The sequence below is a fragment of the Exiguobacterium sp. s91 genome, from assembly GCF_018618915.1.
In the GTDB taxonomy this organism is placed as follows: domain Bacteria; phylum Bacillota; class Bacilli; order Exiguobacteriales; family Exiguobacteriaceae; genus Exiguobacterium_A; species Exiguobacterium_A abrahamii.
The window spans coordinates 1844042-1869928 of sequence record NZ_JACSMZ010000001.1 but is presented as its reverse complement, the minus strand read 5'-3'; the positions used below and the strand labels follow the sequence as shown (position 1 = coordinate 1869928).

Below are 25887 nucleotides of genomic sequence, written 5' to 3'. Positions count from 1 at the left end.
ACAAAAAATGGAGCACGCGACATGATGTCGCGCGCTCCATTTTTTGTGAATACTATCTATTACGCTTGTGTCGCCAGTTTCGCGAGGACTAGTTTTGCGACTGCTTCACTTGACGCTGGGTTTTGTCCTGTGACGACGTTGCCATCGATGACGGCGAATTCCTTACCGGCATCCGATGTGAGGAAAGTAGCGCCTTCGCCACGAAGTGTCGTCTCAAGCAAGAATGGTACTTTATCTTCGAGACCTGTCGATTTTTCTTCTTCGTCTGTGAAGCCGTTGATTTGACGACCTGAAACGAAAGGTTTGCCATCGATCATGACGTGTGCGAACGCTGCTGGACCGTGACAGACCGATGCGACGACGCCATCTTTTTTGATGACAGCTTCAATGGCACCAGCCACTTGTGGGTTATTCGGGAAGTCGACGACTGCACCGTGACCACCTGGGAAGTAAACGGCATCAAATGATGCTGGATCGACCTCCGAGAGTGCTTTCGTGTCGTGCAACGCACGGCGTGCATCTTGGAATTTCGGCAAGATTTCTTTAACGATCGATGCTTTATCGATCGGGACGTCGCCACCTTTGATCGAAGTGACCGTCACGTCATGTCCTGCATCCTTAAACAGGTTGTATGGTGCTGCGAACTCTTCGAACCATAATCCTGTTTTGTGACCATTCATGTCATCTGCACTTGTTGATACGATTAAAATACGAGCCATAATAAAACTCCTCCTCTGTATGAACGTTACAAAGAAGGAGTTTCCCGGAGATATGAAGAGTTAAACCTCACCGGTGTTCCGTATAGTGATGAACCGGTAGTGTAGCAAGTGCCTGATCGATTTGAGCTTGTGAGATCGACTCTTTCATCGCTTGGACGTTTGCCTGAAGCTGTGACACGCTCGACGCACCAGGAAGGACGATGTCGACCTGTTGATCGATGGCTTGCAACGCAAGCGCAGGAAGCGGGAAATCTTGAAGTTTTTGTAGACTCGCCTCAAGCGTTTCCTTATCGAATTGTTCGAACCGATCAACCGACTGCAGGCGTGAAGCACTCTCATGTGTCAAGAGTCCTTTTGCCAGTGGACCACGGGCAACGACTTGGATGTTTTTCTCTTTTAAGCGTGGCAACAACTCTTCGATGCGGCGATCTAGCAACGAATAAGGCGTCATCAAGTAAGAGAAATTACTATGCTCGAGCCAATATTCGATGACATTCGGGCGCAGTGACGACAGACCATATTCCTTGATCTTTCCCTCTGCTTTTAAATCTTCCATTGCGCGGATCGACGCATCGATGTCATCATCGATCGTGCCGCCGTGGACGTAATACAGGTCGAGATAAGGTGTTTCAAGACGATTCAAACTTTCAAGACAAGCTTGCTTCAGATAGTCATAACTCGGATCCCATGTCCAACCGGTTCCGGTCGCGTTCATCCGATTCCCACCTTTTGAGGCGAGGAACAATCGACTGCGATCCTCTTGTGAGAAGGTTTGACCGATGATGGATTCGACCGCTCCGTTCGCATAGACGTCCGCTGTATCGAAGTGCGTGATTCCAGCATCAAGTGCCGTCCGCAGGATTGCTGTTGCTTCCTCCTGGCCGCGCTTTAAGATCGTCATCGTACCTAATCCTAATGACATGTTCAATTCCCTCTTTTCTTAGATGAACTATAAGTTTGGAACTTCTGCATTCTAGTGTATCATATCTGATGAAAAAGACGATTTCGAAGTCTTGCGGCAATACGTCGGAAACGGCATACTAATCATGACAGAGAACGTAAACTAAGATAGAAGAGGGGAACACATCCGATGGAAGAAAAAACGATTGAACGTGAAGTGATCTATGAAGGAAAAGTCTTTGATGTCGAGAAACATGTCGTCACGTTACCGAACGGCAATACCTCGGTACGTGAATTGGTCTATCATAATGGTGCCGTCGCGATCATTGCTTTTGATGAACAAGGTGATTTGATCGTCGTGGAACAGTACCGGAAGGCGTTCGAGAGTCTATCGATCGAGATTCCAGCAGGAAAACTCGAGAAAGGCGAAGATCCACTTGATTGTGCCGGACGCGAATTAAAGGAAGAAACAGGATACGTCGCGAAAGAGTTACGACATGTCTTTGATTTTTACGGTGCGCCTGGTTTCTGCAGTGAGCGTGTACATATCTATGAAGCGATTGGTCTGACTGCCGGTGATCGTCAACTCGATGAGGATGAGTTCCTTGAGAATAAGACATTGAAGCTCGAAGAAGCACTCGAACTCGTTGCAAACGGAACGATCGTTGACGCGAAAACGATCATGGCGATCCAGCATTGGCAAATTCGTACTTTAAAATGATTCTCATTTAAATGATTTTCAGTTGATAATCATTTTAATTTGAAAAAAGACTGATTATCAGCTATGATAATAGCATCAGTTCGAACAAAGGGGGCGTTATGATGGAAAGTCGTGTAGAACGCATCAAAAAACAGCTAAGCGGTAAAGGATATAAGCTGACTCCCCAACGTGAAGCGACTGTGCGTGTCCTGCTCGAACATGAGTCGGATCACCTCAGTGCCGAAAATGTCTTTCTCCTTGTAAAAGAAAAGAACTCCGACATCGGACTTGCGACGGTTTACCGGACGCTCGAATTATTGACGGAGCTTGAAGTCGTCGATAAGGTCAACTTCGGAGATGGCGTATCCCGGTTTGATTTACGACAAGAAGGTGCGAGTCATTCGCATCACCATCTCGTCTGTATCGAATGCGGATCCGTCGAAGAGATTTTAGACGATATGCTTGAAGAAGTAGAGAAAGAAATCGTGTCCCGATTCCACTTTAAAATCAAGGATCACCGCCTGACATTCCATGGCGTCTGCCGTGTCTGCCAAGAGCGCCATGCTCGGGAAGCGTTGGAACAATCGCAAACACAAACAGTCTGACCGTCCGACGAAATTTCGGATGGTTTTTCTTTTTCAATTTTTATAGGTCAGACCTCTTCACAACGGTTTACACCTTTGATATGATGGGAAAGTAAGCGATTTCGTAAACGAAGAGGATGAGTTCAGTGCGTGAACAACTGGAAGCATTTATCAATTATTTAGTGATTGAACGGCAAATGTCCGCGAATACGGCAGCTGCGTATCGAAATGATTTAAATCAATACTTACAGACGCTTGAAACAGCGGAAGTTTCCTCGTTCGAACAGGTTCACCGACATCATATCGTCGACCATATTGAACGATTGCTTGAAGCACGAAAGTCACGATCGACGGTTCGCCGGGCGACGAGCTCGATCCGTTCGTTTCATCAATATTTGATCGAAGAGAGACTTGCGACACACGATCCGTCTCGTCATCTTGATTTACCGAAACCGGAGAAGAAGTTGCCCGTCGTCTGGAGTCAAACGGACGTCGAACGCTTGCTTGATTCGGTCATCGGTGTCGATCCGCTTACACGACGAGATGCAGCAATGCTTGAGCTTCTCTATGGAACAGGCATGCGCGTCAGCGAACTGCTCCAACTGAAGTTGAACGATTTGCAACTCGAACTCGGGTATCTGTCGTGTCTTGGGAAAGGGAACAAATCCCGGATCATCCCGATGAGTACGACATCGATTGAGAGCGTCAGGACATATCTTGACCTCGCGCGCAACAGTCTCGGTGGTCAACAGACGGACGACGTCTTCTTAAACAGTCGCGGTGATCGTTTATCACGGCAAGGGTTTTGGAAGATGATCAAGCGACGGGCAAAGGAAGCGGGTATTGAAAAAGAGATCACACCGCACGTCCTGCGCCATTCGTTCGCGACCCATCTACTTGAAAATGGTGCCGATTTACGCGTCGTACAAGAAATGCTAGGACACGCTGATTTGTCGACGACACAAATGTATACACACGTTAACAAAGCACGACTCCACGACGTGTATAAGAAACATCATCCACGGGCATGATGGTTCTATCTTTTAAAGGTCTGACTTCAGACAAATGATGCGTTTTGTCTAGTCCCTTTCCGGGAAAAATCGTAACGGGAATCGCACAACTACAGCTCGTATATAGGAGGAACAGCAAATGGCACAATCATTTAAACGTGTATTTTTGATCGTCATGGACTCCGTAGGAATCGGAGAAGCACCGGACGCTGAACAGTTCGGAGATCTTGGTTCGCATACGCTCGGTCACATCGCGCGTGAACGCAACGGACTCAACATGCCGAACATGGCAAAACTCGGTCTCTCGCATATCGAACCGATCGAAGGTATCTCAGCTGAAGAAGCACCGCTTGCAGCATATGGAAAAATGCAAGAAGTATCTGCAGGGAAAGATACGATGACAGGGCATTGGGAGATCATGGGACTCCGGATCGATACACCATTCCGTGTCTTCGAAAAATTCCCGGATGATTTGATTCATCGCCTAGAAGAGTTCTCAGGTCGGAAGATCATTGGGAACAAACCGGCTTCTGGTACGGAAATTCTCGACGAACTCGGACAAGAACATGTCGAGACAGGCGCCTTGATCGTCTATACGTCGGCAGACTCTGTCCTTCAGATCGCAGCACACGAAGAAGTCGTGCCATTAGAGGAACTGTACCGGATTTGTGAATACGCACGTGATATCACACGGGATGACCCGTACATGCTCGGTCGTATCATCGCACGTCCATTCCTTGGTGAAGCAGGAGCGTGGGTCCGGACAGCGAACCGTCACGACTATGCACTTAAACCATTCGACCGGACGGTCATGAACGAACTCGAGACGGCAGGACTCGATGTCATCTCGCTCGGTAAGATTGCTGATATCTACGATGGAGAAGGCGTCACGGATGCAATCCGGACGAAGTCAAACATGGACGGGATGGATCAGCTCGTGAAACAACTCGATCGTGATTTCAACGGACTTTGCTTCTTAAACCTTGTCGATTTCGATGCGTTGTTCGGACACCGTCGTGATCCGCAAGGCTACGGACAAGCACTCGAAGAGTTCGATGCGCGTCTTCCGGAAGTGTTTGCTCGCTTAAACGAAGACGATCTCTTGATCATCACGGCTGACCACGGAAACGATCCGGTTCATGCTGGGACTGACCATACACGGGAATACGTACCATTGCTTGCCTACCATAAAAATGGTGTTGCAAAACCGCTCGGTATCCGTGAAACGTTCGCTGATCTTGGAGCGACGGTCGCAGAAAACTTCGCCGTCAAGATGCCGGCACATGGAACAAGCTTTTTAACAGAACTATAATTCGAGGGAGCGATTCAGATGACAGTCAACTGGAATGAAACACGTTCGTTTTTAGAAAGCAAGATGCAGGCAAAACCGGAGATCGGATTGATTCTCGGTTCAGGACTGGGTGTCCTCGCGGATGAGATCGAAAACCCGATCGCGATTCCATATCATGAAATCCCGAACTTCCCAGTATCAACGGTCGAAGGACACGCGGGACAACTCGTCTTCGGTACTCTTGAAGGGAAACAAGTCGTTGCGATGCAAGGGCGATTCCACTTCTACGAAGGATATTCGATGGACATGGTCACGTTCCCAGTCCGTGTCATGAAAGCGATCGGTGTCGAGACATTGATCGTCACGAACGCAGCGGGTGCTTGTAACGAAGCGTTCGAACCAGGTGATTTGATGTTGATCACGGATCACATCAACTTCTTCGGTACGAACCCATTGATCGGGAAGAACGTCGATGAGATGGGACCACGTTTCCCGGATATGTCGAAGCCGTATGATGCGGAATTACTTCGTCTCGCACAAGAAACAGCAGATGAACTCGGAATTCGTGTCCGTCAAGGTGTCTACTTCGGAAACACTGGTCCAACGTATGAGACGCCAGCAGAAGTCAAGATGGCACGGATGCTCGGTGGCGACGTCGTCGGTATGTCGACGGTCCCTGAAGTCATCGTTGCCCGTCATTCCGATATGCGAGTCCTTGGGATCTCATGTGTCTCGAACATGGCAGCAGGTATTCTCGACCAACCGTTACATCATGATGAAGTCATCGAAACGACAGAACGTGTCCGGGCACACTTCCTATCACTCGTTCGCGGTTCGATCAAAAAAATGTAACGACTGTTTATAAAACTCACAAACCACTCCTGAGGAGGAACTAGATTATGCGTATGGTAGATTTGATTGCAACAAAACGAGACGGTGGCGAACTCGCAACAGCTGATATTCAAGCAATGGTAGAAGGATTCACGAATGGTGAGATTCCAGATTACCAAATGTCAGCGATGTCGATGGCGATTTTCTATCAAGGAATGTCAGATCGTGAAATCGCTGATTTGACGATGGCGATGGTCAACTCGGGCGACGTGATCGACCTTTCACGTATCCACGGGAAAAAAGTCGATAAACACTCGACAGGCGGTGTTGGTGACAAGATCAGTCTGATCGTCGCACCACTCGTTGCGTCAATCGGTATTCCGGTTGCGAAGATGAGCGGTCGTGGACTCGGTCATACAGGTGGAACCATCGACAAACTCGAAGCGTTCCCTGGTTTTGACGTCGAGCTTTCAGAAGAAGCGTTCGTCTCACAAGTCAACGACATTAAGATGGCAATCATCGGTCAAACGGGTAACCTAACGCCTGCAGACAAAAAACTCTACGCCCTTCGTGACGTCACGGCGACGGTCAACTCGATCCCATTGATCGCAAGTTCGATCATGTCGAAGAAGATTGCAGCAGGAGCAGACAGCATCGTACTCGACGTCAAGACGGGTTCTGGTGCCTTCATGAAATCGTTCGAAGATGCAAAAGCACTTGCGACAGAGATGGTTTCGATCGGTAAGAGTGTCAACCGTAAGACGGTTGCTGTCATTACGGACATGGATCAGCCGCTCGGCTTTGAAATCGGAAACGCAAACGAAGTCAAGGAAGCGATTGAAGTCCTTCAAGGGAAAGATGTCCGTGATTTGAAAGTCATCGCCTTAACGATTGCATCACACATGGCAGTCCTCGGTGATTTCTACCCGACGTTTGACGAAGCATATGCGGATCTCGAAACACGTCTCGGTAACGGAGCAGCACTTGACGTCTTTAAAAAGTTCATCGCAGCTCAAGGTGGCGACGCGTCTCTCGTTGACGACATGACAAAAGCACTTGAAACGAAATACGAAAAAACATTCGTCGCTTCAAAAGCAGGTTATGTCTCTGAAATCATCGCTGACGAAGTCGGTGTTGCAGCAATGATCCTCGGTGCAGGACGCGCGACGAAAGCAGATGAGATCGATCACGCAGCAAGCGTTACGTTGCACAAGAAAGTCGGCGACCGTGTCGAAGTCGGCGATGTCATCGCAACACTTCGTTCAAACAAAGAAACACTCGATCAAGCAATCGAAAAAATGGATCACGCGTACCATATCAGTGAAACGAAACCGGCAGAACGCCCGCTCGTTCACGCTGTTATCCAGTAAGCAATCCAATCAGCAATACTTGAGTAGTGGACGTCGTCCGCTACTCTTTTTTTATGATAAAATTGTAAGTGTAAAAATATGGGAGGGGAGCATATGAAACGTTGGATAATCGGGATTGCCAGTCTAATTGGAGTCATCGGAGGTAGTGCCTTATTGATGACTTTCGCTTTTACACAGGATATGAACTCGGATGGAACGAAAGAGACTGAAGTACAGCGGAAAGCAAAAACTTACTTAGAACAGCATCTTCCGGAAGCGAAGGTGACCGGTAGTCTTTACGACAACATGGGCAATTTTCCATTTGAATATGCCGCACGCGCGATAGACGAAAAAACGAATACTGAGTTTTTCGTCTATCAACAAGAGGAGTCGGGGAGGTTCGTTGACTCGTATCATGCGTCACTTTGGGAAGATCGGTTAGAGCGACGGATCCCGTCGCCGACTCTCGAACAACTGAACAATCAATTGAGCGTGACCGTACTTTATGACAACGATAAAATACAGCAGCTAGGTGACGCGCGTTTTGATTCAAAGGCTTATTTACGGAAGGAAGTCGCTCCGACGCTCTTAGTGGACGTTCCACGCAAGCGACACGAACAGGATAAAGCGCAGGTCACAGCGTGGGCAAAGTCGTTGCGCGAACAAAAGATTCTTCAACATATGACAGTCAAGGTCGATTATGTTTCGGAAAAAGGAGAATTGCTTGAGAACGGAGATTCGCTCTTCGTGAAGCTGTAAGATGGATGGAAAAAATGAGAGTACGCGGTTCCTCTTCGATTTGTTATACTGGAAATACTTGTAATGAAAAAGGGGGAACTCTCATGAAACCACCACGCTTACAAAAAGGGGATAAGATTGCCATCGTCTCGCCGGCGTCTGCTGTCGCAGCATACGTACCGCGTCGTCTCGCCCGCGGTATCGCAACACTTGAAAAAATGGGCTTCGAGGTCGTCTTAATGCCGAACGCAACGGCTGTTCATAGTCATACGGCAGGAACGATCGGGGAACGGCTGCAAGATTTACATATGGCGTTCGCAGATCCGTCAATCAAGGCAATCATCTCGACCATCGGTGGGTTTAATTCACACCAGCTACTCGACGAACTCGATTATGAATTGATCCGGAACAATCCGAAGATCTTCGTAGGTTACAGCGATATCACGGCACTGTTTGCTGGGATCTATCAGCAGACAGGATTGACGACGTTCGTCGGACCCGCACTGCTGACGCAGTTCGGTCAATTCGATGGTCTTGATCCGTATACAGAAGAATCGTTCAAACGTACGTTCATGCAGACGGAGCCGATCGGTCGGATCGAAGCGTCTGAGGAGTGGACAGATGAGGTTTTACGCTGGGATGTCGCGGACGACCGAAGACGAGAACATCAAGTGAACGCAGGGTACACAATCGTTAAGACCGGTGTCGCAGAAGGTCCGATTCTGACGGGGAACACGGGAACACTTTTACTGCTTGCTGGAACTCCATACTTGCCATCGTTTGACGGTGTCGTTTTGATGCTTGAGGATGACGAAAGTGAGACACCAGAAACGATTGACCGGTATTTCACGCAATTGCGACACATGGGTGCGTATGACAAGATTGCGGCACTCGTCGTCGGACGTTTCCCGCGCAAAGTCGATTTTGACCCGGACTTCCCGCTCAAGGACATCATTCTGCGCGCGACGCGGGGCTATGATTTCCCGATCATTCTCGATGCGGACTTCGGGCATACTGATCCCGTCACAACACTCGCGAATGGGGTGCGGATTCGTGTCGAAGCCACGGATTCGGTGACACTCGATGTGTTAGAGGCAGCCGTCGAGTAAAAAGGTCTGCACGACGCCTTGAAATTTGGTACACTGTACCATGGAATCACGATCTTGAATCGTGACGAATCTCCTGCTGAAAAGCACGAAAGGTTGGTCAAACATGCAAAAAACTGGTCATATCTTATTAGAAGATGGAAATAAAATCGAATTCGAATTGTTCAACAATGAAGCACCGATCACGACTGAAAACTTCGAAAACCTTGCGAACTCGAACTTCTACGATGGATTGAACTTCCACCGTGTCATCCCAGGCTTCGTCTCACAAGGCGGATGCCCAATCGGAAACGGTACAGGCGGTTCAGGAAAAACGATTCCTTGTGAAACGTCAACATCATACCCACACAAACACAAGGCGGGTTCACTCTCGATGGCACACGCTGGTCGTAACACAGGATCAAGCCAATTCTTCATCGTACACGAGCCACAACCGCACCTCGACGGCGTACACACGGTCTTCGGACAAGTGACTTCAGGTCTCGAACATGCACAAAAAATGAAGCAAGGCGCTGGCATCAAAGAAATCCGCGTCGAAGCGTAAGTTCTTGCTCCTCTTCGAACGTTCGAAGAGGAGTTTTTCTTTTTTCAGAACCGGGTACAATCAGTAAGGGAACTCAACTCGAAAAAGGAGTGTTTGTCATGCGTTTAGAAGGAAAACGAATCATCCAAGTCGTCAGCAATGACTTCGAGGATTTAGAATTATGGTATCCAGTCCATCGCTTACGTGAAGAAGGCGCAATCGTCGACATCGTCGGTGAGAAAGCGGATGAAACATATATCGGGAAGTACGGTGTCCCAATCAAATCGAATAAGACGTTCGATGAGATCAATCCAGCAGAATACGATGCGATTCTTGTTCCAGGTGGTTGGTCGCCCGATCTATTACGCCGCTTTGACTCTGTTCTGAACATGGTGCGTCATTTTGACCAGAACAAACAACCGATCGGTCAAATCTGCCACGCTGGTTGGGTGCTGATCTCTGCCGGCATCTTAAAAGGTGTCAACGTCACGAGTACGCCAGGAATCAAGGATGACATGACGAATGCGGGTGCAATTTGGCATGATGAAGCAGTCGTCGTCGACGGACATATCGTCTCGAGTCGTCGTCCGCCCGATCTACCGGACTACATGCGTGCCTTCATCCAAGTGATGGAAGAACAAGCGTGATTCAGATGCAGGGGACGTCACGAGACGGACTCCTGCATTTTCATGGATTATGAAAAAAATGCAGTAATTCTGTGTGAGAAGGTGTAGAATGAATGAGTCTCAGTCGTTCATACTCCTGAGAGTTGTTGAAATTAGGAAGGTGTAGAATCACATGCTAGTAAAATATAAGAAGTTGAATGAACGGACCGCGATGGGGCTGATCGCCTTTTCGTGCGAAGTGAAGGATCCGAAGTATTTGCTTGAAACGGTTCAAGCCTATGAACAGGAAGAAGACCAACGCTTGTATTTGTACAAACAAGATGAGGATTTCGTCGGTGTCATCGGGTTTCAATTAATGGATGGCCATGCTGAATTGAAACATATCGCATTATCACCATCGTTCCGTGGAGAACGGATGTCGTATCTCCTACTCGATGAAGCAGCCAAACTTCTTCGAACGGATATTACGGGTGCGACCGAAGAGACGCAACGCCTCGTCGACAAATGGAAAAATCAATAAAAAGACCGGTCCATGGCTTAGATGGACCGGTCTCTTCGGTTTTGTAGCGCTTCTTGTCGTGCCGTGACGACATCCGTACGATCGCGCAAACGGTGTTTATGCGTCACATAGTCGAGATCAGGTGCTGTCGCTTCAAGTGCGACGGTTCGGATGACGTCCGGGAAGACAGGTAACGGGATGTGCCGATAGACTTTATCCGTAAAATGGTCGCGATGATCGAGCAAATATGAGACGTCGATCCCGGACGCAATCAGTGTTGCCCGGTGGCGTTCGATTTTATCGAATGCTTTCGCATATGTCCGCTGTGCCCCAGTCGTATTGCCGCGGCGGTGATGATAGCGGGCGACGGCCAGCTGGATCAGACCGACAAGCGCCTCGTCCTGGCGTTGTCCTTCTTGCCAGACTTCCTCTAAGATTTCATGGCACTCGAAGTAATCGTGCCGGATGTTGAATTCAAATACAAATCGTTCAATCGGATTCATGGAATCACCTCTTCCTTGGAATATAACATAGTCGAACCCACCAGTTGTATGGTATACTAAGGCGCAAAAAACGTTGATGGGCAGGGAGAATCATGGAATCATACAGTGTAAAGATGGATGCGTTTGAAGGCCCGCTGGACTTGCTGTTACACTTGGTTGGTAAATTAGAAATCGATATTTATGATATATCCGTTTCCATGGTGACGGATCAATATGTGTCCTATATCCGTGCGATGCAGCATCTTGAACTAGATGTTGCTAGTGAATATCTTGTCATGGCAGCGACGCTGTTGCAACTGAAAAGCAAACAACTCTTGCCGATCGAACAGACGGAATACGATGAGATTCCCGATTTCGAGGAAGAACCGACGCGAGAAGGTCTGATTCAACAGTTGATCGAGTATAAAGCGTACAAGGAAGCAGCACTCGTCCTGAAAGAAAAGGAAGAGGCACGCCTTGAGCTGTTCTCGAAACAACCAGAGGATTTGATGCGTTATCTCGACACGGATGCACAAGAGTATAACGGTACGTTATCACTGAGTGATTTATTACGTGCTTACGAAAAAATGCGCCAACGGGAAGCCTGGAAGGTACGCCGTTCGAAGACGGTCAAACGGGAAGAACGTTCACTCGAGCAACAGATGGAGTCTGTTGCCCGGTACGTCGCGACCCGTGAGCGTACGACATTCTTCGGTTTTTTTGCGGAGCAACCGACGGTCGAAGAACTAGTCGTCAGCTTCCTCGCTGTTCTTGAGCTCGTGAAGCAACGGGTCATTGATTGTGAACAGATGACCGATGATATCCTATTGCGGAGCATGGTGAAGGAGGAGAGTCAGATTGGCGTATGAACAAATCATTGAGAGCCTGTTATTCGTCGTCGGAGACGATGGGATCGATCCGCGTGGTCTCAGTCAAGCGCTAGAGATCAGTGAAGCGGCAGCACGCGAACAGTTGCTGGCTCTTCAAACGACATTCGAAGCAGAGCAGCGTGTGTTGCAAATCGTGGAGTCGGGTGGTGTCTTTAAGATGGTGACACGAAAAGAGATGTCGCCATATATTCAGGCATATGCCGGTTCGCTCGCAGAAGATTCCTTGTCTCGAGCAGCGATGGAGACACTCGTCATCATCGCATACAAGCAACCCGTCACACGTGCTGACATCGAAGTCGTTCGTGGTGTGAAGACGGAGCGTGTCATCCATACGTTAAGTGCAAAAGGTTTGATTGAAGAGGCGGGACGCGCCAAAGGTGTCGGTCGCGCAAAATTGTATAAAACGACGGATCATTTCCTGGACCATTTTGGTCTGAACAGTATTGAAGAGTTACCGCCACTCGAGTTCGAAGAAACGTTCGAATCGGATGGAGATCTCTTCTTCCGGAATGATCCTTCATTAGAGGAGAGAGTGAATTAATGGAACGGTTACAAAAAATCATCGCACAAGCAGGTGTCGCTTCGCGGCGTAAAGCAGAGGAATTGATCACAGCAGGTCGTGTCAAGGTCAACGGAAAAGTCATTACGGAGCTTGGAACGAAAGTCGGAGCACGTGCGGAAGTCGAAGTAGACGGTGTGAAGCTCGAACGTGAAGAACACGTCTACTACATGCTCTATAAACCAACAGGTGTCGTTTCGACGGTTGAAGACGACAAAGGACGTAAGACGGTCGTCGATCTCGTACCACCCGGACACCGTGTCTTCCCAGTCGGTCGACTCGACTACAATACGAGCGGTCTTCTTTTAATGACGAATGACGGTGAATTCTCGAACCTCTTGCTTCACCCGAAATATAAGGTACCGAAGCGTTACATCGTCAAAATCAAAGGTGTACCAGAATACTTCCACGTCAAAGGTCTTGAAAAAGGTGTCGTCTTACCGGATGGTTTCAAGACAGGTAAAGCACGTGTCGAGATGCGCGATATCGATAAGAAGAAAAATACAGCGATTCTTGAAATGGTCATCTACGAGGGACATAACCGTCAAGTCCGTCAAATGGTCGAGACACTCGGTTCGGAAGTCTTGAAGTTGAAACGTGAACAGTTCGGTTTCTTGACACTGGCAGGTCTTACTTCTGGCGAGTGGCGTGAACTTTCAAAAAAAGAAGTCAATCAATTGCGTGAGCTAGCGGATCCAGCCGCTCCACCTACGAAAAGACGTAAGAACACAAAAAAACGTTAATTTGTAAAGCGAGAAGCTCATCCTCCGGGTTGAGTTTTCTTTTTTTGTGACAAAACGATTAACGAATTTCACATTTTGTCAACGGTAAAGCGATTTCAAGTACAATATGGGTGGAGGCGGTAAAATATGAAAAAAACGAAACAAAATCCGGAAGAACGCTTAGCAGCGGCCCAGCAAAAAAAGAAGAAACGCTCCTTCTGGCGTCTGATGATCATGACGATTGTCTTGTTCGCCGGAGCAGTCGTCATCATGCAATTCGTCGATCAAGCGACACGTGATAAAAACGGTCGTGTCATGGCAGGCGATGATGCCCCTGGTTTCGCACTCGTCGATCTATATGGTGAGAAACAGCACTCGATGGACGAGTACAAAGGAAAAGGACTTTTACTCAATTTCTGGGGAACATTCTGTGAACCATGTAAGAAAGAGATGCCATTGATCAATGACAACTATCAGATGATGCAAGACCAAGGCGTCAATTTCGTAGCGGTCAATGTCGGTGAAACACCAGTTCGTGTCTCAAGCTTCATCAAGGATATTGGCGGAACGGACTATCCGATTCTTATGGATACGAACAGTTCGGTCGAGAAGGCTTACGGGATCTACAACTTACCTGTGACGTTCATCATCAATAAAAAAGGTGAAGTCGTCGAGAAATACGAAGGTGAGATTGATCAAGCGAAGCTTGAAGAGATGGTGAAGAAGGCGAACGAGTAACGGCATCGAAGGGGGATTTAAGGATGCAGGAGCAAGAAGATTTCAAACAACTGGACATGCGTTACGAGGAAGCAGAGCTTCGGTCGAAACGTAAGAATCCATCTTGGATCGACCGGGCATGGACGTTCTTCTCGTCCGTCAAGGTCGGGTTATGGTTGATTGCCTTGATCATCATCGCGAGTGGGGTCGGAACGATCTTCCCGCAAGAGATGTATATTCCACAGGCAACACCACCGGAAGAGTTTTATCAGAAGGAATACGGCACGGCAGGTGACATCTACTATACGTTAGGATTCCATAATCTGTTTGAATCATGGTGGTATATCGGATTGATCACGCTTTTATTACTCTCGATCATCATCGTGTCGATCGACCGATTCTTCCCGCTCTACCGAGCACTGAAGAAACAACCGGTCATCCAGTCGGACCGTTTCATGAACGGTCAGCGATTTGGCGCGGAAGCGACTGGCGATGTTAAAAAAATCGATGCGATCGCACCGTTGCTTGAGAAAAAAGGCTATAAAGTCCGTCGACAAGACGGGGCACTCTTAGCTGAAAAGCAACGTTTCGGACGATGGGGTCCATACATCAATCATATCGGACTCGTCTTATTCTTCGGTGGTGCGATGCTTCGAGTCGTACCAGGGATGCACGAAGATGAATTGCTTTGGCTCCGCGAAGGGGAGACGTTGCCGATCGAGGCGACGGACAATCAGTACTACTTGAAAAATGAAGCGTTCAACATCGAGTTCTATGATCCTGAGAAGGTCGATGAGAAGTTCAAGAAATCACTTGAAGCAGCAGGCGGAAACGTACCGAAGAACTATGATACGAAGATGACGCTGTACAAGAAAGTCGGCGAAACGTCCGATTTCAAACCGGATCTTGAAGAAATCAAGTCAGGTGAGACGGCAGTCAACCGCCCATTCGAATTCGATGATTATCAAGTCTTCCAGGAACAGTACGCGGCAGATCCGGAATTCAAGACGATGTCGTTTAATATCGTCAACCAGAAGACGGACAAAGTCGTCGATACGATCAAAGTCGACTTGCGTGATCCGAAAGAAACATATGCTTTAAAAGATGGGTATGAAGTCGAACTGAAGGACTTCCTTCCGGACTTCGTCGTCAAAGATGGTCAGCCAACGACGAACTCGGGACGTCCGGTCAATCCAGCCTTCGTCTTTAGTATCAAGTCACCGGAACATCCGAAAGGTGAACGGAGTTTGATTGGGATCAAACTGAACGTCGGTGGAGATGAGAACCAGTACAAAATGGCATTCGCGGGTACAGAACTCTCGAACATCTCGGGTGTCCGGATTAAAAAAGATCTGACGCTACCGTTCCTGTTTGCAGGTGGTATCATCTTCATGGCAGGTCTATTGATCGGAATGTACTGGCCACACCGTCGTCTCTGGCTCAAAGAGAAGAACGGTCGGATCCAGATTGCTGGATTTACGAACAAAAATGCATTGGGGCTTCAAAAAGAAGCTAATCTCGCGTTGACGGAAGTCGGTCTACCAGAACTTGAGGATCGACAAAAGTTGCGGGAAGAGGGGGAAGCTAAATGAATTTGCTTCAGTTGAGCAGTAACCTGCTCCTTACATCGTTCATCGTCTACCTCGTCAGTACAGGATTCTTCGCTGTAGCGACGAGTGGTAAAAAAGGACCGACGCGTTCTGGTAAAATCGCCTTTACGCTCGCGATCATCGGTTTCCTCGCGCAGCTCGGGTATTTCTTCACGCGCTGGGCTGGAGCTGGGCACGTTCCAGTTTCGAACTTATATGAATACACGACATTCTTCGGCATGATGATGGTACTTGGTTTCTTGATCGTTTATGCCATCTACAAAAACAATGTCCTCGGTTTGGTTGCGATGCCAGTTGCATTGCTCGTCATCGCCTATGCGTCGATGTTCCCGGATGAAGTCCAACCGTTGATCCCAGCACTACAAAGTGTTTGGCTCAAAATCCACGTCACGACGGCAGCGCTCGGCGAAGGGATTCTTGCCGTCAGCTTCGCGACGGGATTACTGTATCTGATTCACGCGACGGATTTCAGTAAGGAATCGAAAACACGGACGTGGCTCGAAGTCGTCATGTTCTCACTCGCATGTGTCGTCGGTTACATCTTAGTTGGGCTGTTGTTCAAAGCAACAGGTTCTGCGTCGACGATCGAATACGTTGCGAAAAACGGTGCAACGATGACGCATGACTATGCCATGCCAGTCTTGACAGGTCCTGAAGGCGGAAAAGTCTTATCGGGTTCAGGTGCCGTCATCGAATTACCGAACTTCTTGAACGCGAACAAAGTCAATACGGTCTTATGGTCGATCATTGGTGGCGTCGTCTTATACGTCTTGCTTCGCTTCGTCATTCTTCGCAAGCGTCTTGCTGAGAGCTTGAAGCCGATTGCGCGTAAGATTGATCTTGAGACAGCAGATGAGATCAGCTATCGTTCTGTTGCGATTGGTCTTCCAATCTTCATCCTGGGCGGTCTGATCTTCGCGATGATCTGGGCGCAAATGGCATGGAGCCGATACTGGGGCTGGGATCCAAAAGAGGTGTGGGCACTCATTACGATGCTCTTTTACGTCTTTTATCTCCATATGCGCATCCAGCGTGGTTGGATTGGTAAAAAATCAGCTTGGTTATGTGTCGGCGGATTTGCCGTCATCATGTTCAACCTTGTCTTCGTTAACCTTGTCGTAGCAGGATTACACTCGTACGCATAAGAAAAAAGCAAGCAGCGGACCTGGAAACGGTCCGCTGCTTTTTCGTGTGCGTCTGACCGAAGTGTGCCTTTTCGGAGAAATCAGCCAGAGCAAGCCATTCTTTTCGTTTCATAGTATACTAAAAGAGTAGTAGGATAGAGGAGTAGAGTTTAGTTCATAGGAGGAGACAGCATGTCAGAAGAAGCACGTATTTTAGTCGTCGACGATGAAGAACGGATTCGTCGCCTGTTGAAGATGTATCTGGAGCGGGAAAATTTCACGATCGAGGAAGCAGACAATGGAGAGACGGCGCTTGAAATGGCGCTTGAGACAGAATACGATGTCATTCTCCTCGACTTGATGATGCCGAAGATGGACGGGATGCAAGTCTGTGAAGAACTGCGGAAAACGAAAGCGACGCCGATCGTCATGTTGACGGCAAAAGGCGAAGAGACGAACCGCGTCCATGGGTTTGAGATGGGGGCAGATGATTATATCGTCAAACCATTCAGTCCACGCGAAGTCGTCTTGCGTGTCAAAGCGATCCTTCGCCGGGCAAGTGCGACGAAATTCCTCCACACGGATGCGAAAACAAAAGATGTCATCGTCTTCCCACACTTGACGATCGACAATGATGCGCACCGCGTGACGGTCGAATCGCAAGAAGTCAATTTAACACCAAAAGAATACGAACTCCTGTATTTCTTAGCAAAACAAACGGACAAGGTATTCTCGCGGGAACAATTACTCAAGGAAGTCTGGAACTATGAATTTTTCGGAGATCTACGGACGGTCGATACACACGTCAAACGTCTTCGTGAAAAGCTGAATCGTTTGTCTCCAAACGCCGCTCAAATGATCACGACGGTCTGGGGTGTCGGATACAAGTTCGAGAATAGTCCGACCTGACGATGAAATGGTTGCAAAGCGTTGTCATCAAACTATGGGGAACGATTCTGTTACTCGTTTCGGTCGTCTTGATCGCCTTGACGATCTTGTTACTTGAATTTTTCAACTCGTTCCATATCGAACAGGAACGGGGGCACCTAGCAAAGCTCGGTCAACAAGTCGAGACGGTCTTTCAGGCGCACTCCGGCATCGAGGAAGGGTCGAGTACTGCTGTTGAAATCACGGATATCTATGGCGCGACACTGATTGCAAAGACGCAGGATGATTCCGTCGAAGCGAATATCTCACAAGCGAAGGCGAACCGGATCATCAAGGAACTCGAACGTCAGAACTGGAAAGCAATTGACGGTGAAGAAGGCGAGACGGCGATCGGCAACTATGAGACCTTCGATGGAAAAGCAGCACTCGCGTATCGGGCACCGCTCATTACGGATAGTGGCAACGGAACGATCTACTTGATCGAGCAATTGACGAACATCGAACAGGCGAATGAGGGTGCACGTCAAATCATTCAACTCTGTGTCCTGCTAGCGATCATCGGAACGACCGTCTTTGCCTTCTTCCTCTCGACACGAATCACGGCACCACTGCGAACGATTCGTCAAGCTGTCGTTGAGGCCGGTGAAGGAAAGTTCGATCAGAGCCTGACGCAACGTTCACGGGATGAAATCGGTGACTTAGCGCTTGCGTTCAATGAAATGAGTAGTCAGCTCAATCAATACGTCACGGATCTCGATAAGGAGCGGCATTTACTCTCCTCGATTCTGCGCTGTATGGCAGACGGCGTGTTGACGTTCTCGAAATCAGGTGAGCTCCTTGCAACGAATCCACCGGCTGAAGCCTTTTTGGCGGGTTCTCCCGTACCGGATGAACTGATTGAGTTATTCCAGACGGTCATGCGTGAAGAGACGGAGATGACGGTCTCCTTTGAACGAGAGGGACGCTTCTACATCATCATCGTCAGTCCGTTACTCGAACAAGAAGAACAGATCGGAGCGGTCGCCGTCCTGCGTGATATGACGGAAGCGCAGCAACTCGAGAAGATGCGCGCTGATTTCGTCGCGAACGTCAGTCATGAACTGCGGACACCACTCGTCATGTTGCAAGGGTACTCAGAAGCGATTGTCGATGGCATGACCGAAAGTGACGAGGCGACGAAGGAATTCGCATCGATCATCTACGACGAGTCCCAAAGACTGTCGAGACTTGTTAACGATCTTCTTGATCTTGCGCGAATGGAAGCGGGATATCAGGAGTTACGGATTGAATCCGTCGAAGCAATACCTTTTGCGAAGCGGGTGATCAAGAAGTTCAAACAGATGGGACGTGATAAACAGGTTACCTTCTCGGTTTCTGGTCCGAACATCGCGTTTGAAGCAGACCCTGATCAAATGGAGCAAGTCTTGACGAACCTCCTCGGTAACGCCCTGCGTTATACGGAGAACGGTGAAATCAAGATTAAGATTGACGAAGATAGGGAAAACATTACATTATCCGTCATTGATTCGGGTGACGGAATTCCAGAAGAAGATCTACCGTTCGTCTTTGACCGTTTTTATAAAGCGGATAAAGCACGGACACGTGGCAAGACGGGTACAGGAATCGGTCTTGCGATCGTGGCGAATGTTGTCCGAGCTCATGGTGGTGAAGTCGAAGTCGACAGCCGCTTGGGAGAGGGAGCGACCTTCCGGATCCGATTACCGAAAAAACAAGGGAAGCGAACATTATGAGTCGCTTCCTTTCGCTATAGGAGTGAATGAAAAATGAAAATTTACACGAAGTCTGGTGACGAAGGAGAAACATCTCTCGTTGGTGGGAGAGTCAAAAAAAATGATCGTTTGATCAGCTTGATGGGAGAACTCGACGAATTGAACAGTTTCGTCGGACTTGCCCGGACGAAAGCATCATCAATCGAGGTGCGGGAACAACTGACAGTGATTCAGCACGCCTTGTTCGATTGTGGTAGTGACTTGATGTATGTCGAACCGCGCCCGTCACGTTTGAGTCAAGAAGCGACGGTTGATTTAGAAAGTTGGATCGACACGTTAACGGAGTTATCGCCGCCGCTCGATAAGTTCATCTTGCCCGGTGGAACGGAAGCAGCTGCAACGTTACACGTGGCACGGACGGTCTGTCGTCGCGTTGAACGTTCGATGATCGATGTTCCTCAAGCGGCTCATTTGTTACCGTTCATCAACCGACTCAGTGACTTCTTCTTTACAGCAGCCCGTTACGAGAATGCCGTCAAACAAAAAGCAGATATTGAATATGTCCGCAGTGCGCATGTATTCAAACGAAAGGATGGAGAGCAATGAGTCAGTCATTTAGCACATGGAAAAAGGAAGGAACGAGCTACCATCTCGTTCCGACCGACAAATTCAAGACGACGACGATTCTCGTCACATTTTCAGCACCGTTAGAAGCGAAGACGCTGACAAGCCGTGCAATCCTACCGTACATTATGGAAAAATCGACAGCCGCTTATCCGTCGATGAAAGCGTTACGTGAGCCGCTTGAAACACTATATGATGCGGGACTTTATGCGGACGCGTCGAAGTTCGGAGAAGAGCATGTCATCTCGTTCCAACTCGATGTCGTCCGGGGAGAACTCGTCCATCATCCGTCGTTGTTAAAAGAAGCACTCGAATTGCTCGAGCAAATGGTGCTGTATCCAGATTTGACGGAAGGTGGCTTCCGTGAACAGTTCGTCAAACAAGAAAAACGATTGCATGCCTTACGGATCAGTTCACTATATGACGATAAAATGCGCTACGCACAGCAACGTCTTCTCGAATTGATGGCACCAGGTGAAGCCGTCGCATTGCCATCCCTTGGAACACTCGAAGAACTCGAACAGATCACCCCGTCATCCTTGCGTGATACATACCGTTCGATGATCGAAGACGACCGGATTGATGTCTTCGTCGTCGGACATGTAACGAAGGAGGAGATGGAAGACGCTCTATCATTCTTGCCATCGCATTCTGAAAAAATCAGTCATTACATTCCGGCACAAAAAGCAGTCAATGGCGTGAAACGGTCGAGTGAAACGCAACCGATCAAACAAGGTAAATTGCACCTTGGTTACCGGGTAGCGGTCGATCCGACATCTGCTGACTCGATTCGGATGCAAATCGTCAATGGTCTGTTCGGTGGCTTCCCGCATTCAAAACTGTTCATGAATGTCCGTGAAAAAGAGAGTCTCGCGTATTATGCGGCTTCACGATACGCGGCATTGAACAGTGCACTCTATGTTTATGCAGGGGTCGACACGAAAGAAGCGGAACGTGCTGAGAAAATCATCTTGGAACAACTCGTTGATTTAAAAGCAGGACAGTTCACGGATGAAGAATTGACACAGACGAAGGCGATGTTGATCAATGCGCGCCGTCAAATCCTTGATCAGCCAGGTCAATTGATTGGTTGGTTGAATGGTTCGAAGATGCGTGGACTGACACTGGAGGATGAGATTCATATCATTGAAACGGCGACACGTGAAGACGTCGTTCGATTAGCAGCGGCAATCGATCTTGATGCCGTATATCTATTGCGAGGTGAAGCATGATGGAACAACTGACTTATCACGATACAGACGAAACGGTATACCACGAGCAGCTCGATAACGGCTTATCCGTCTATTTGTTGCAAAAAAAAGGATACGAAAAGACGTATGCGACGTTTACGACACGTTATGGTTCGATTGATCAACGATTCAAAAAAGGGGAGGAATGGATCACGGTACCGGACGGCATCGCCCATTTCCTCGAGCATAAGATGTTCGAATCCGAAAAAGGGGACGTCTTCCAAGAGTTTGGTCGTCTCGGTGCCTCTGCGAATGCCTTTACCTCGTTCTCGCGGACAGCGTACTTGTTCTCAGCGACGTCGCTGATCGAACAAAACCTTGAGACATTGATCGATTTCGTACAAGATCCCTACTTCACGCCGGAGAGTGTTGAAAAAGAGAAGGGGATCATCACGCAAGAAATCCAGATGTACCAAGATAATCCGGGATGGCGTCTGTTCTTCGGTCTGATCGAATCGATGTATGCATCGCATCCAGTCCGGATCGATATCGCGGGAACACCGGAATCGATCAATCAAATCACAGCCGATGATTTGTACACGTGCTACCGTACGTTCTATCATCCATCGAACATGGTGTTGTTCGTCGTCGGAAACATCGACCCGGAAGAGACACTGGCATTGATCAAGGCGAATCAGGCGAAGAAGGACTATACGGATCGCCCGGCAATCGAACGAGATTACGGTCAAGAGCCGCATGGCGTACATCGTCCACGCTTTGAACTCGAGCTCGACGTTAAGACACCTAAGGTATTGATCGGTTACAAGGACGAATCGCTTCGCGGTGAGGCACAAGTCCGCCGTGAGTTAACGAGTGAACTGCTGTTACATCTCTTGTTCGATCAGACATCATCGACGTATTTGGAACTGTATGAAGACGGTCTGATTGACGATACGTTCAGCTTTGATTACTCGAGTGAGGAAGAGTTCGCCTTTGCGACGTTTGGAATGGAGACAGAAGATCCAGACAAGTTCATCCAAGCGTATGAGACGCTCCTGCAAACACGTCCTGACTTTACGGAAGATGAAGTGACGCGCAAGCGGAACATGATGCAAGGGAAGTTCCTCCGTGCCTTGAATTCACCGGAATTCATCGCGAATCAGTTCTCGCGTCACGCACTTGCCGGTACGAATCTGTTCACGCTTCCAACGTTGATTGCTTCGATTACGAAAGAAGAGATTGAAGCCCGTTTCGACGAGTTGTTCGCCATTGAAAACCGGGCGATCTCAATCGTCAAACCGTACGCGTGATGCGAATCCTCATCACCGGTGCGAGTGGCGCCATTGGTCTTGCGGCAGCAAAACAACTCGCTGCCGCCGGACATGAATTGGTGCTTCAGACGTATCGACAGCAAGCGGTTTTAGAACGGATGATAGAGGAGTGGCAAGGCGAGCACCACATCCTGACTGCGAACTTAGCAGACGAGGAGGACTTGCAGGCATTTTGTGCGGCATTACCTGTCGTTGATGCCTTCGTCCATTGTGCCGGAACGAGTTATAGCGGTCTGTTGCTCGATCAATCGGCAACATCAATGCACGAACTTTGGAAAATCCATGTCGAGGCGTTGATGCGTATCAGCCAAACCGTGACACGGACGAAACCGTTCACGTCGAAGCTTGCGATCGTCGTCATCAGTAGTGTATTAGGGGAACAAGGTGTCGCGGGTGAGGTCGTCTATTCGACGTGCAAGGCGGCACAGCTCGGATTCGTCAAGGCATACAGCAAGGAACTTGGACCGATGCACGGACGCATCAACGCGATCACGCCGGGGTGGATCGATACGCCGATGAACGCGATTTTCTCGGAAGATGAAAAGGAACAAGCGATCGCTGAAATCCCAGCCGGTCGATTCGGGAAAGTAGAAGAAGTGGCTTCTGCCATCCGTTACTTAGTGCAACCTGAATCAAGTTATGTGTCCGGAGCCATCCTTAAAATAGATGGCGCGTGGATGTAGGTGATGGAATTTCAGTTCAGGAATGCTTTTCATTTTTCAAAAAATCATTTAACATGAGGAATGGATAATCGTATTGATAGAGGAGGATGGGCGCGTGAGTGAGTTCGAGCAATGGTATCTCGAATATGAATTAAAGGTCAACCGTCCCGGTATACTCGGGGACATTGCTTCGTTGATGGGAATGTTACATATTTCGATCGTGACGATCAATGGTGTCGATCATCAACGACGCGGTATGTTGCTCCAAACGAAACAACCGGATCAAATTCCACGACTCGCCGCTATTCTCAAGACGATGTCAACCATAGAGGTCATCAAACTACGAAAACCAAAACTACGTGACCGAATCGCGATTCGTCACGGGCGCTATATCGATCAAAGCAGTGATGAACGAAAGACGTTCCGCTTCGTCCGGGAAGACTTAGGGATTCTCGTCGATTTCATGGCAGAGCTATGTAAACAGGATGGCCACTTGTTGATTGGTGTCCGCGGCATGCCACGCGTCGGCAAGACGGAGTCAATCGTCGCAGCGAGCGTCAGTGCGAATAAGAAATGGCTGTTCTTATCGTCGACGTTGATTAAACAGACGGTTCGAACATCGTTGTTCGACGATGAGCGGACGGGTGATTATGTCTACATCATCGATGCGTTAGTATCACAACGAAATTTCGATGAACGACACTGGCAAATCCTGCGTGAAGTCATGCGTCTACCGGCGACAAAAATCGTCGAACATCCGGATGCGTTCGTCAAATCCAGCGAGTATACGTGGGATGATTTTGATTACATCATTGAATTACGCAACACGACTGAAGAAATCATTGTGACTGAACTGCCTCGTTCCCATGGTGGAAATGATTGGTTCAACTTTGAATAAGTATGAAAAATGGAAGGTGTGTTACCGATGACCGAGCTCGGAACCTACTTAAAAGAACAACGGGAGGCACTTGGTGTCTCTCTCGAACAAATTCAAACGACGACGAAGATTCAAAAGCGTTACATCGTCGCGATCGAAGAAGGTAATTATGATCAATTGCCGGGTGCTTTTTACGCTCGGGCCTTCATCAAGACATATGCGGAAGCACTCGGTCTTGACGTCGATGAAGTCTTTACGACCTATAAACGTGATCTTCCGGAACCGGAAGCACAACCGGTCGTCGAATTGTCACGACGCGCGACGTATTCGAAATCAAGTGCTCCGAAGAAGAGCGTTGCGAAGCGTTGGATTCCGAACATCATCATCATCGTTCTAATCTTTGCGATCGGCGCTGCCTTGTATTATGGTCTGCAGACGTTCCTCGACGGTAACGAAGAGGCGAAGACGTCCGCACCGAAGCAAAATGATGTCACGATCGATCAAGGGGACGCGCCAAGTAAAGAGACGGATGCGCCTGCGAAGACGGAAGAAGAGCCGAAAGAAGAACCGGCAAAACAGGAAGAAACAAAAGAAGAACCTAAAAAAGAGGCACTTGCTGCGAAGTCGACATCTGGTCAAGATGTCACGTATGAAGTCGCAACGAAAGATACGATGAGTGTCTCGATTCAAATCAAGAAAGATGCCTCTCCGTCGCCATTCGTTGGTGTACGTGATACATCACTTGAAGGAGAAGCACTCGCGCCAGACCACATCAACGCATCGGATCCGAATCCGATCGTCGTGAAGGACGCGAAGACGGACTTGATCCGCATCCGGATCGGTTCGATTAAAGGGATTGATAAAATCGTCGTCAATGACCAAGAACTGAAACTGAACCGTTCGCTTCTCGTCCAAAACATCTATCTAAAGAAAGTAGCCACGCCGTAATTCGGCGTGCCTTCTTTTAGATGGCATGTCATTTACATACGAAATGAAGGAGGAGGGCGTTACATGAACTTACCGAATCAATTGACAGTATTACGCGTTTTATTAATTCCTGTGTTCGTCATCGTACTTGCGATTGATCCGAACTGGGGACAGTGGGATGTACTGGGAGCCGAGCTTCCCGTCTCACACTTCGTTGCAGCTATCATCTTCCTTGTTGCTTCACTGACGGACTGGCTCGATGGTTATATCGCTCGCAAACAAAAATTAGTGACGAACTTTGGAAAATTCATGGATCCACTTGCCGACAAGATGTTAGTTGCAGCTGCTCTCGTCTACTTGGTGGAACTTGGATTCGTCGCAGCGTGGATCGTCGTCATCATTCTCTGTCGAGAGTTCGCAGTCACGGGTCTTCGTCTCGTCGCATCTGACGAAGGGATCGTCCTTGCTGCCGGAAACTCTGGGAAAGCCAAGACATGGGTCCAGTTGACATCAATTACGGCATACTTGTTGCACGATATCATCTTTGCGATGTGGAACATTCCGTTCGCAGATATTACGATGTGGCTTGCTTTGATCTTGACGATCTACTCAGGCGTTGAATATTTCTCGAAAAACATTAAGTTAATTACGAAATCCATGTAAGATGGATCAATTTAG

Annotated in this window: 29 protein-coding genes; 26 read left to right on the top strand and 3 right to left on the bottom strand. The window is 48.4% G+C overall.

The window, feature by feature from the left end; translation table 11 throughout:
* Positions 1–59 precede the first annotated feature (59 nt).
* Positions 60–719 carry a type 1 glutamine amidotransferase domain-containing protein gene (locus tag KNQ06_RS09745; protein WP_023467672.1) on the bottom strand — a complete coding sequence of 220 codons (660 nt, stop codon included), beginning with the start codon at positions 717–719 and terminating at the stop codon, positions 60–62.
* 67 nt (positions 720–786) lie between these two features.
* Positions 787–1641, bottom strand: a complete 855-nt coding sequence (locus tag KNQ06_RS09740; RefSeq protein ID WP_023467673.1) for an aldo/keto reductase — start codon at positions 1639–1641, stop codon at positions 787–789.
* A gap of 168 nt (positions 1642–1809) precedes the next feature.
* Here KNQ06_RS09740 and KNQ06_RS09735 point away from each other — a divergent pair, with 168 nt between their 5' ends.
* The 11 genes from KNQ06_RS09735 to KNQ06_RS09685 all read left to right on the top strand — a co-directional run bounded on the left by KNQ06_RS09735 (position 1810) and on the right by KNQ06_RS09685 (position 10897).
* Positions 1810–2340, top strand: coding sequence for an NUDIX domain-containing protein (locus tag KNQ06_RS09735; protein ID WP_023467674.1), 531 nt, complete (start codon positions 1810–1812; stop codon positions 2338–2340).
* Positions 2341–2441: 101 nt separating this feature from the next.
* Complete coding sequence (gene fur, locus KNQ06_RS09730; RefSeq protein ID WP_023467675.1) at positions 2442–2924, top strand: ferric iron uptake transcriptional regulator; 483 nt, start codon at positions 2442–2444, stop codon at positions 2922–2924.
* A 125-nt stretch (positions 2925–3049) separates the two neighbouring features.
* A complete protein-coding gene (xerD, locus tag KNQ06_RS09725) occupies positions 3050–3934 on the top strand; it encodes a site-specific tyrosine recombinase XerD (protein WP_214724747.1) in 885 nt (294 codons plus the stop codon).
* Between the two features lie 118 nt (positions 3935–4052).
* The gene (gene deoB / locus KNQ06_RS09720) at positions 4053–5225 is read left to right on the top strand and encodes a phosphopentomutase (RefSeq protein WP_055967084.1); all 1173 of its coding nucleotides are present in this window, start codon (positions 4053–4055) and stop codon (positions 5223–5225) included.
* Between the two features lie 18 nt (positions 5226–5243).
* The gene (locus tag KNQ06_RS09715; RefSeq protein ID WP_029341181.1) at positions 5244–6056 is read left to right on the top strand and encodes a purine-nucleoside phosphorylase; all 813 of its coding nucleotides are present in this window, start codon (positions 5244–5246) and stop codon (positions 6054–6056) included.
* Between the two features lie 47 nt (positions 6057–6103).
* The gene (locus tag KNQ06_RS09710; RefSeq protein WP_055967087.1) at positions 6104–7405 is read left to right on the top strand and encodes a pyrimidine-nucleoside phosphorylase; all 1302 of its coding nucleotides are present in this window, start codon (positions 6104–6106) and stop codon (positions 7403–7405) included.
* A 93-nt stretch (positions 7406–7498) separates the two neighbouring features.
* Positions 7499–8143: a hypothetical protein gene (locus tag KNQ06_RS09705; protein ID WP_064300236.1), complete on the top strand. Its 645-nt coding sequence runs from the start codon at positions 7499–7501 to the stop codon at positions 8141–8143.
* A gap of 83 nt (positions 8144–8226) precedes the next feature.
* Positions 8227–9231: a S66 family peptidase gene (locus KNQ06_RS09700; RefSeq protein WP_149427013.1), complete on the top strand. Its 1005-nt coding sequence runs from the start codon at positions 8227–8229 to the stop codon at positions 9229–9231.
* 103 nt (positions 9232–9334) lie between these two features.
* The gene (locus KNQ06_RS09695; RefSeq protein WP_149427014.1) at positions 9335–9772 is read left to right on the top strand and encodes a peptidylprolyl isomerase; all 438 of its coding nucleotides are present in this window, start codon (positions 9335–9337) and stop codon (positions 9770–9772) included.
* A gap of 98 nt (positions 9773–9870) precedes the next feature.
* Positions 9871–10398, top strand: coding sequence for a type 1 glutamine amidotransferase domain-containing protein (locus tag KNQ06_RS09690; RefSeq protein WP_035398198.1), 528 nt, complete (start codon positions 9871–9873; stop codon positions 10396–10398).
* Positions 10399–10549: 151 nt separating this feature from the next.
* Positions 10550–10897 (top strand): GNAT family N-acetyltransferase, encoded by a 348-nt coding sequence (locus KNQ06_RS09685; RefSeq protein ID WP_023467684.1) that lies wholly within the window; start codon positions 10550–10552, stop codon positions 10895–10897.
* A gap of 17 nt (positions 10898–10914) precedes the next feature.
* On the opposite strand, the gene KNQ06_RS09680 is transcribed toward KNQ06_RS09685, so the two are convergent.
* Entirely contained in the window at positions 10915–11379 is a 465-nt protein-coding gene (locus tag KNQ06_RS09680; protein WP_133208018.1) for a DUF309 domain-containing protein, read from the bottom strand.
* Positions 11380–11471: 92 nt separating this feature from the next.
* Between KNQ06_RS09680 and KNQ06_RS09675 the strand changes: the two genes are divergently transcribed.
* The 15 genes from KNQ06_RS09675 to pgsA all read left to right on the top strand — a co-directional run bounded on the left by KNQ06_RS09675 (position 11472) and on the right by pgsA (position 25872).
* The gene (locus KNQ06_RS09675) at positions 11472–12227 is read left to right on the top strand and encodes a segregation/condensation protein A (protein ID WP_023467686.1); all 756 of its coding nucleotides are present in this window, start codon (positions 11472–11474) and stop codon (positions 12225–12227) included.
* Positions 12217–12789 carry an SMC-Scp complex subunit ScpB gene (scpB, locus tag KNQ06_RS09670; protein ID WP_023467687.1) on the top strand — a complete coding sequence of 191 codons (573 nt, stop codon included), beginning with the start codon at positions 12217–12219 and terminating at the stop codon, positions 12787–12789. Before KNQ06_RS09675 ends, scpB begins: the two co-directional genes overlap by 11 nt.
* Positions 12789–13550 carry a pseudouridine synthase gene (locus KNQ06_RS09665; protein ID WP_023467688.1) on the top strand — a complete coding sequence of 254 codons (762 nt, stop codon included), beginning with the start codon at positions 12789–12791 and terminating at the stop codon, positions 13548–13550. Before scpB ends, KNQ06_RS09665 begins: the two co-directional genes overlap by 1 nt.
* Before the next feature lie 126 nt (positions 13551–13676).
* On the top strand, positions 13677–14267 hold the full coding sequence (gene resA / locus KNQ06_RS09660) for a thiol-disulfide oxidoreductase ResA (RefSeq protein ID WP_023467689.1): 591 nt from the start codon (positions 13677–13679) through the stop codon (positions 14265–14267).
* Positions 14268–14290: 23 nt separating this feature from the next.
* Positions 14291–15838, top strand: a complete 1548-nt coding sequence (gene resB / locus KNQ06_RS09655) for a cytochrome c biogenesis protein ResB (RefSeq protein WP_149427015.1) — start codon at positions 14291–14293, stop codon at positions 15836–15838.
* On the top strand, positions 15835–17001 hold the full coding sequence (gene ccsB, locus KNQ06_RS09650) for a c-type cytochrome biogenesis protein CcsB (RefSeq protein WP_029341189.1): 1167 nt from the start codon (positions 15835–15837) through the stop codon (positions 16999–17001). The genes resB and ccsB overlap by 4 nt, the downstream gene beginning before the upstream one ends.
* 171 nt (positions 17002–17172) lie before the next feature.
* Entirely contained in the window at positions 17173–17889 is a 717-nt protein-coding gene (locus tag KNQ06_RS09645) for a response regulator transcription factor (protein WP_023467692.1), read from the top strand.
* Between the two features lie 2 nt (positions 17890–17891).
* Positions 17892–19619, top strand: coding sequence for an ATP-binding protein (locus KNQ06_RS09640; RefSeq protein WP_023467693.1), 1728 nt, complete (start codon positions 17892–17894; stop codon positions 19617–19619).
* 33 nt (positions 19620–19652) lie between these two features.
* On the top strand, positions 19653–20204 hold the full coding sequence (locus KNQ06_RS09635; protein WP_029341191.1) for a cob(I)yrinic acid a,c-diamide adenosyltransferase: 552 nt from the start codon (positions 19653–19655) through the stop codon (positions 20202–20204).
* Positions 20201–21454: an EF-P 5-aminopentanol modification-associated protein YfmF gene (gene yfmF / locus KNQ06_RS09630; RefSeq protein WP_023467695.1), complete on the top strand. Its 1254-nt coding sequence runs from the start codon at positions 20201–20203 to the stop codon at positions 21452–21454. The genes KNQ06_RS09635 and yfmF overlap by 4 nt, the downstream gene beginning before the upstream one ends.
* Positions 21451–22722, top strand: coding sequence for an EF-P 5-aminopentanol modification-associated protein YfmH (gene yfmH, locus KNQ06_RS09625; protein WP_235147631.1), 1272 nt, complete (start codon positions 21451–21453; stop codon positions 22720–22722). The genes yfmF and yfmH overlap by 4 nt, the downstream gene beginning before the upstream one ends.
* Positions 22722–23426 carry an elongation factor P 5-aminopentanone reductase gene (ymfI, locus tag KNQ06_RS09620; RefSeq protein ID WP_215084644.1) on the top strand — a complete coding sequence of 235 codons (705 nt, stop codon included), beginning with the start codon at positions 22722–22724 and terminating at the stop codon, positions 23424–23426. The genes yfmH and ymfI overlap by 1 nt, the downstream gene beginning before the upstream one ends.
* Before the next feature lie 94 nt (positions 23427–23520).
* Entirely contained in the window at positions 23521–24303 is a 783-nt protein-coding gene (locus tag KNQ06_RS09615; RefSeq protein WP_023467698.1) for a DUF3388 domain-containing protein, read from the top strand.
* Positions 24304–24330: 27 nt separating this feature from the next.
* Positions 24331–25230 (top strand): helix-turn-helix domain-containing protein, encoded by a 900-nt coding sequence (locus tag KNQ06_RS09610; RefSeq protein WP_050678534.1) that lies wholly within the window; start codon positions 24331–24333, stop codon positions 25228–25230.
* 63 nt (positions 25231–25293) lie between these two features.
* On the top strand, positions 25294–25872 hold the full coding sequence (pgsA, locus tag KNQ06_RS09605; protein WP_023467700.1) for a CDP-diacylglycerol--glycerol-3-phosphate 3-phosphatidyltransferase: 579 nt from the start codon (positions 25294–25296) through the stop codon (positions 25870–25872).
* Positions 25873–25887: the final 15 nt, after the last annotated feature.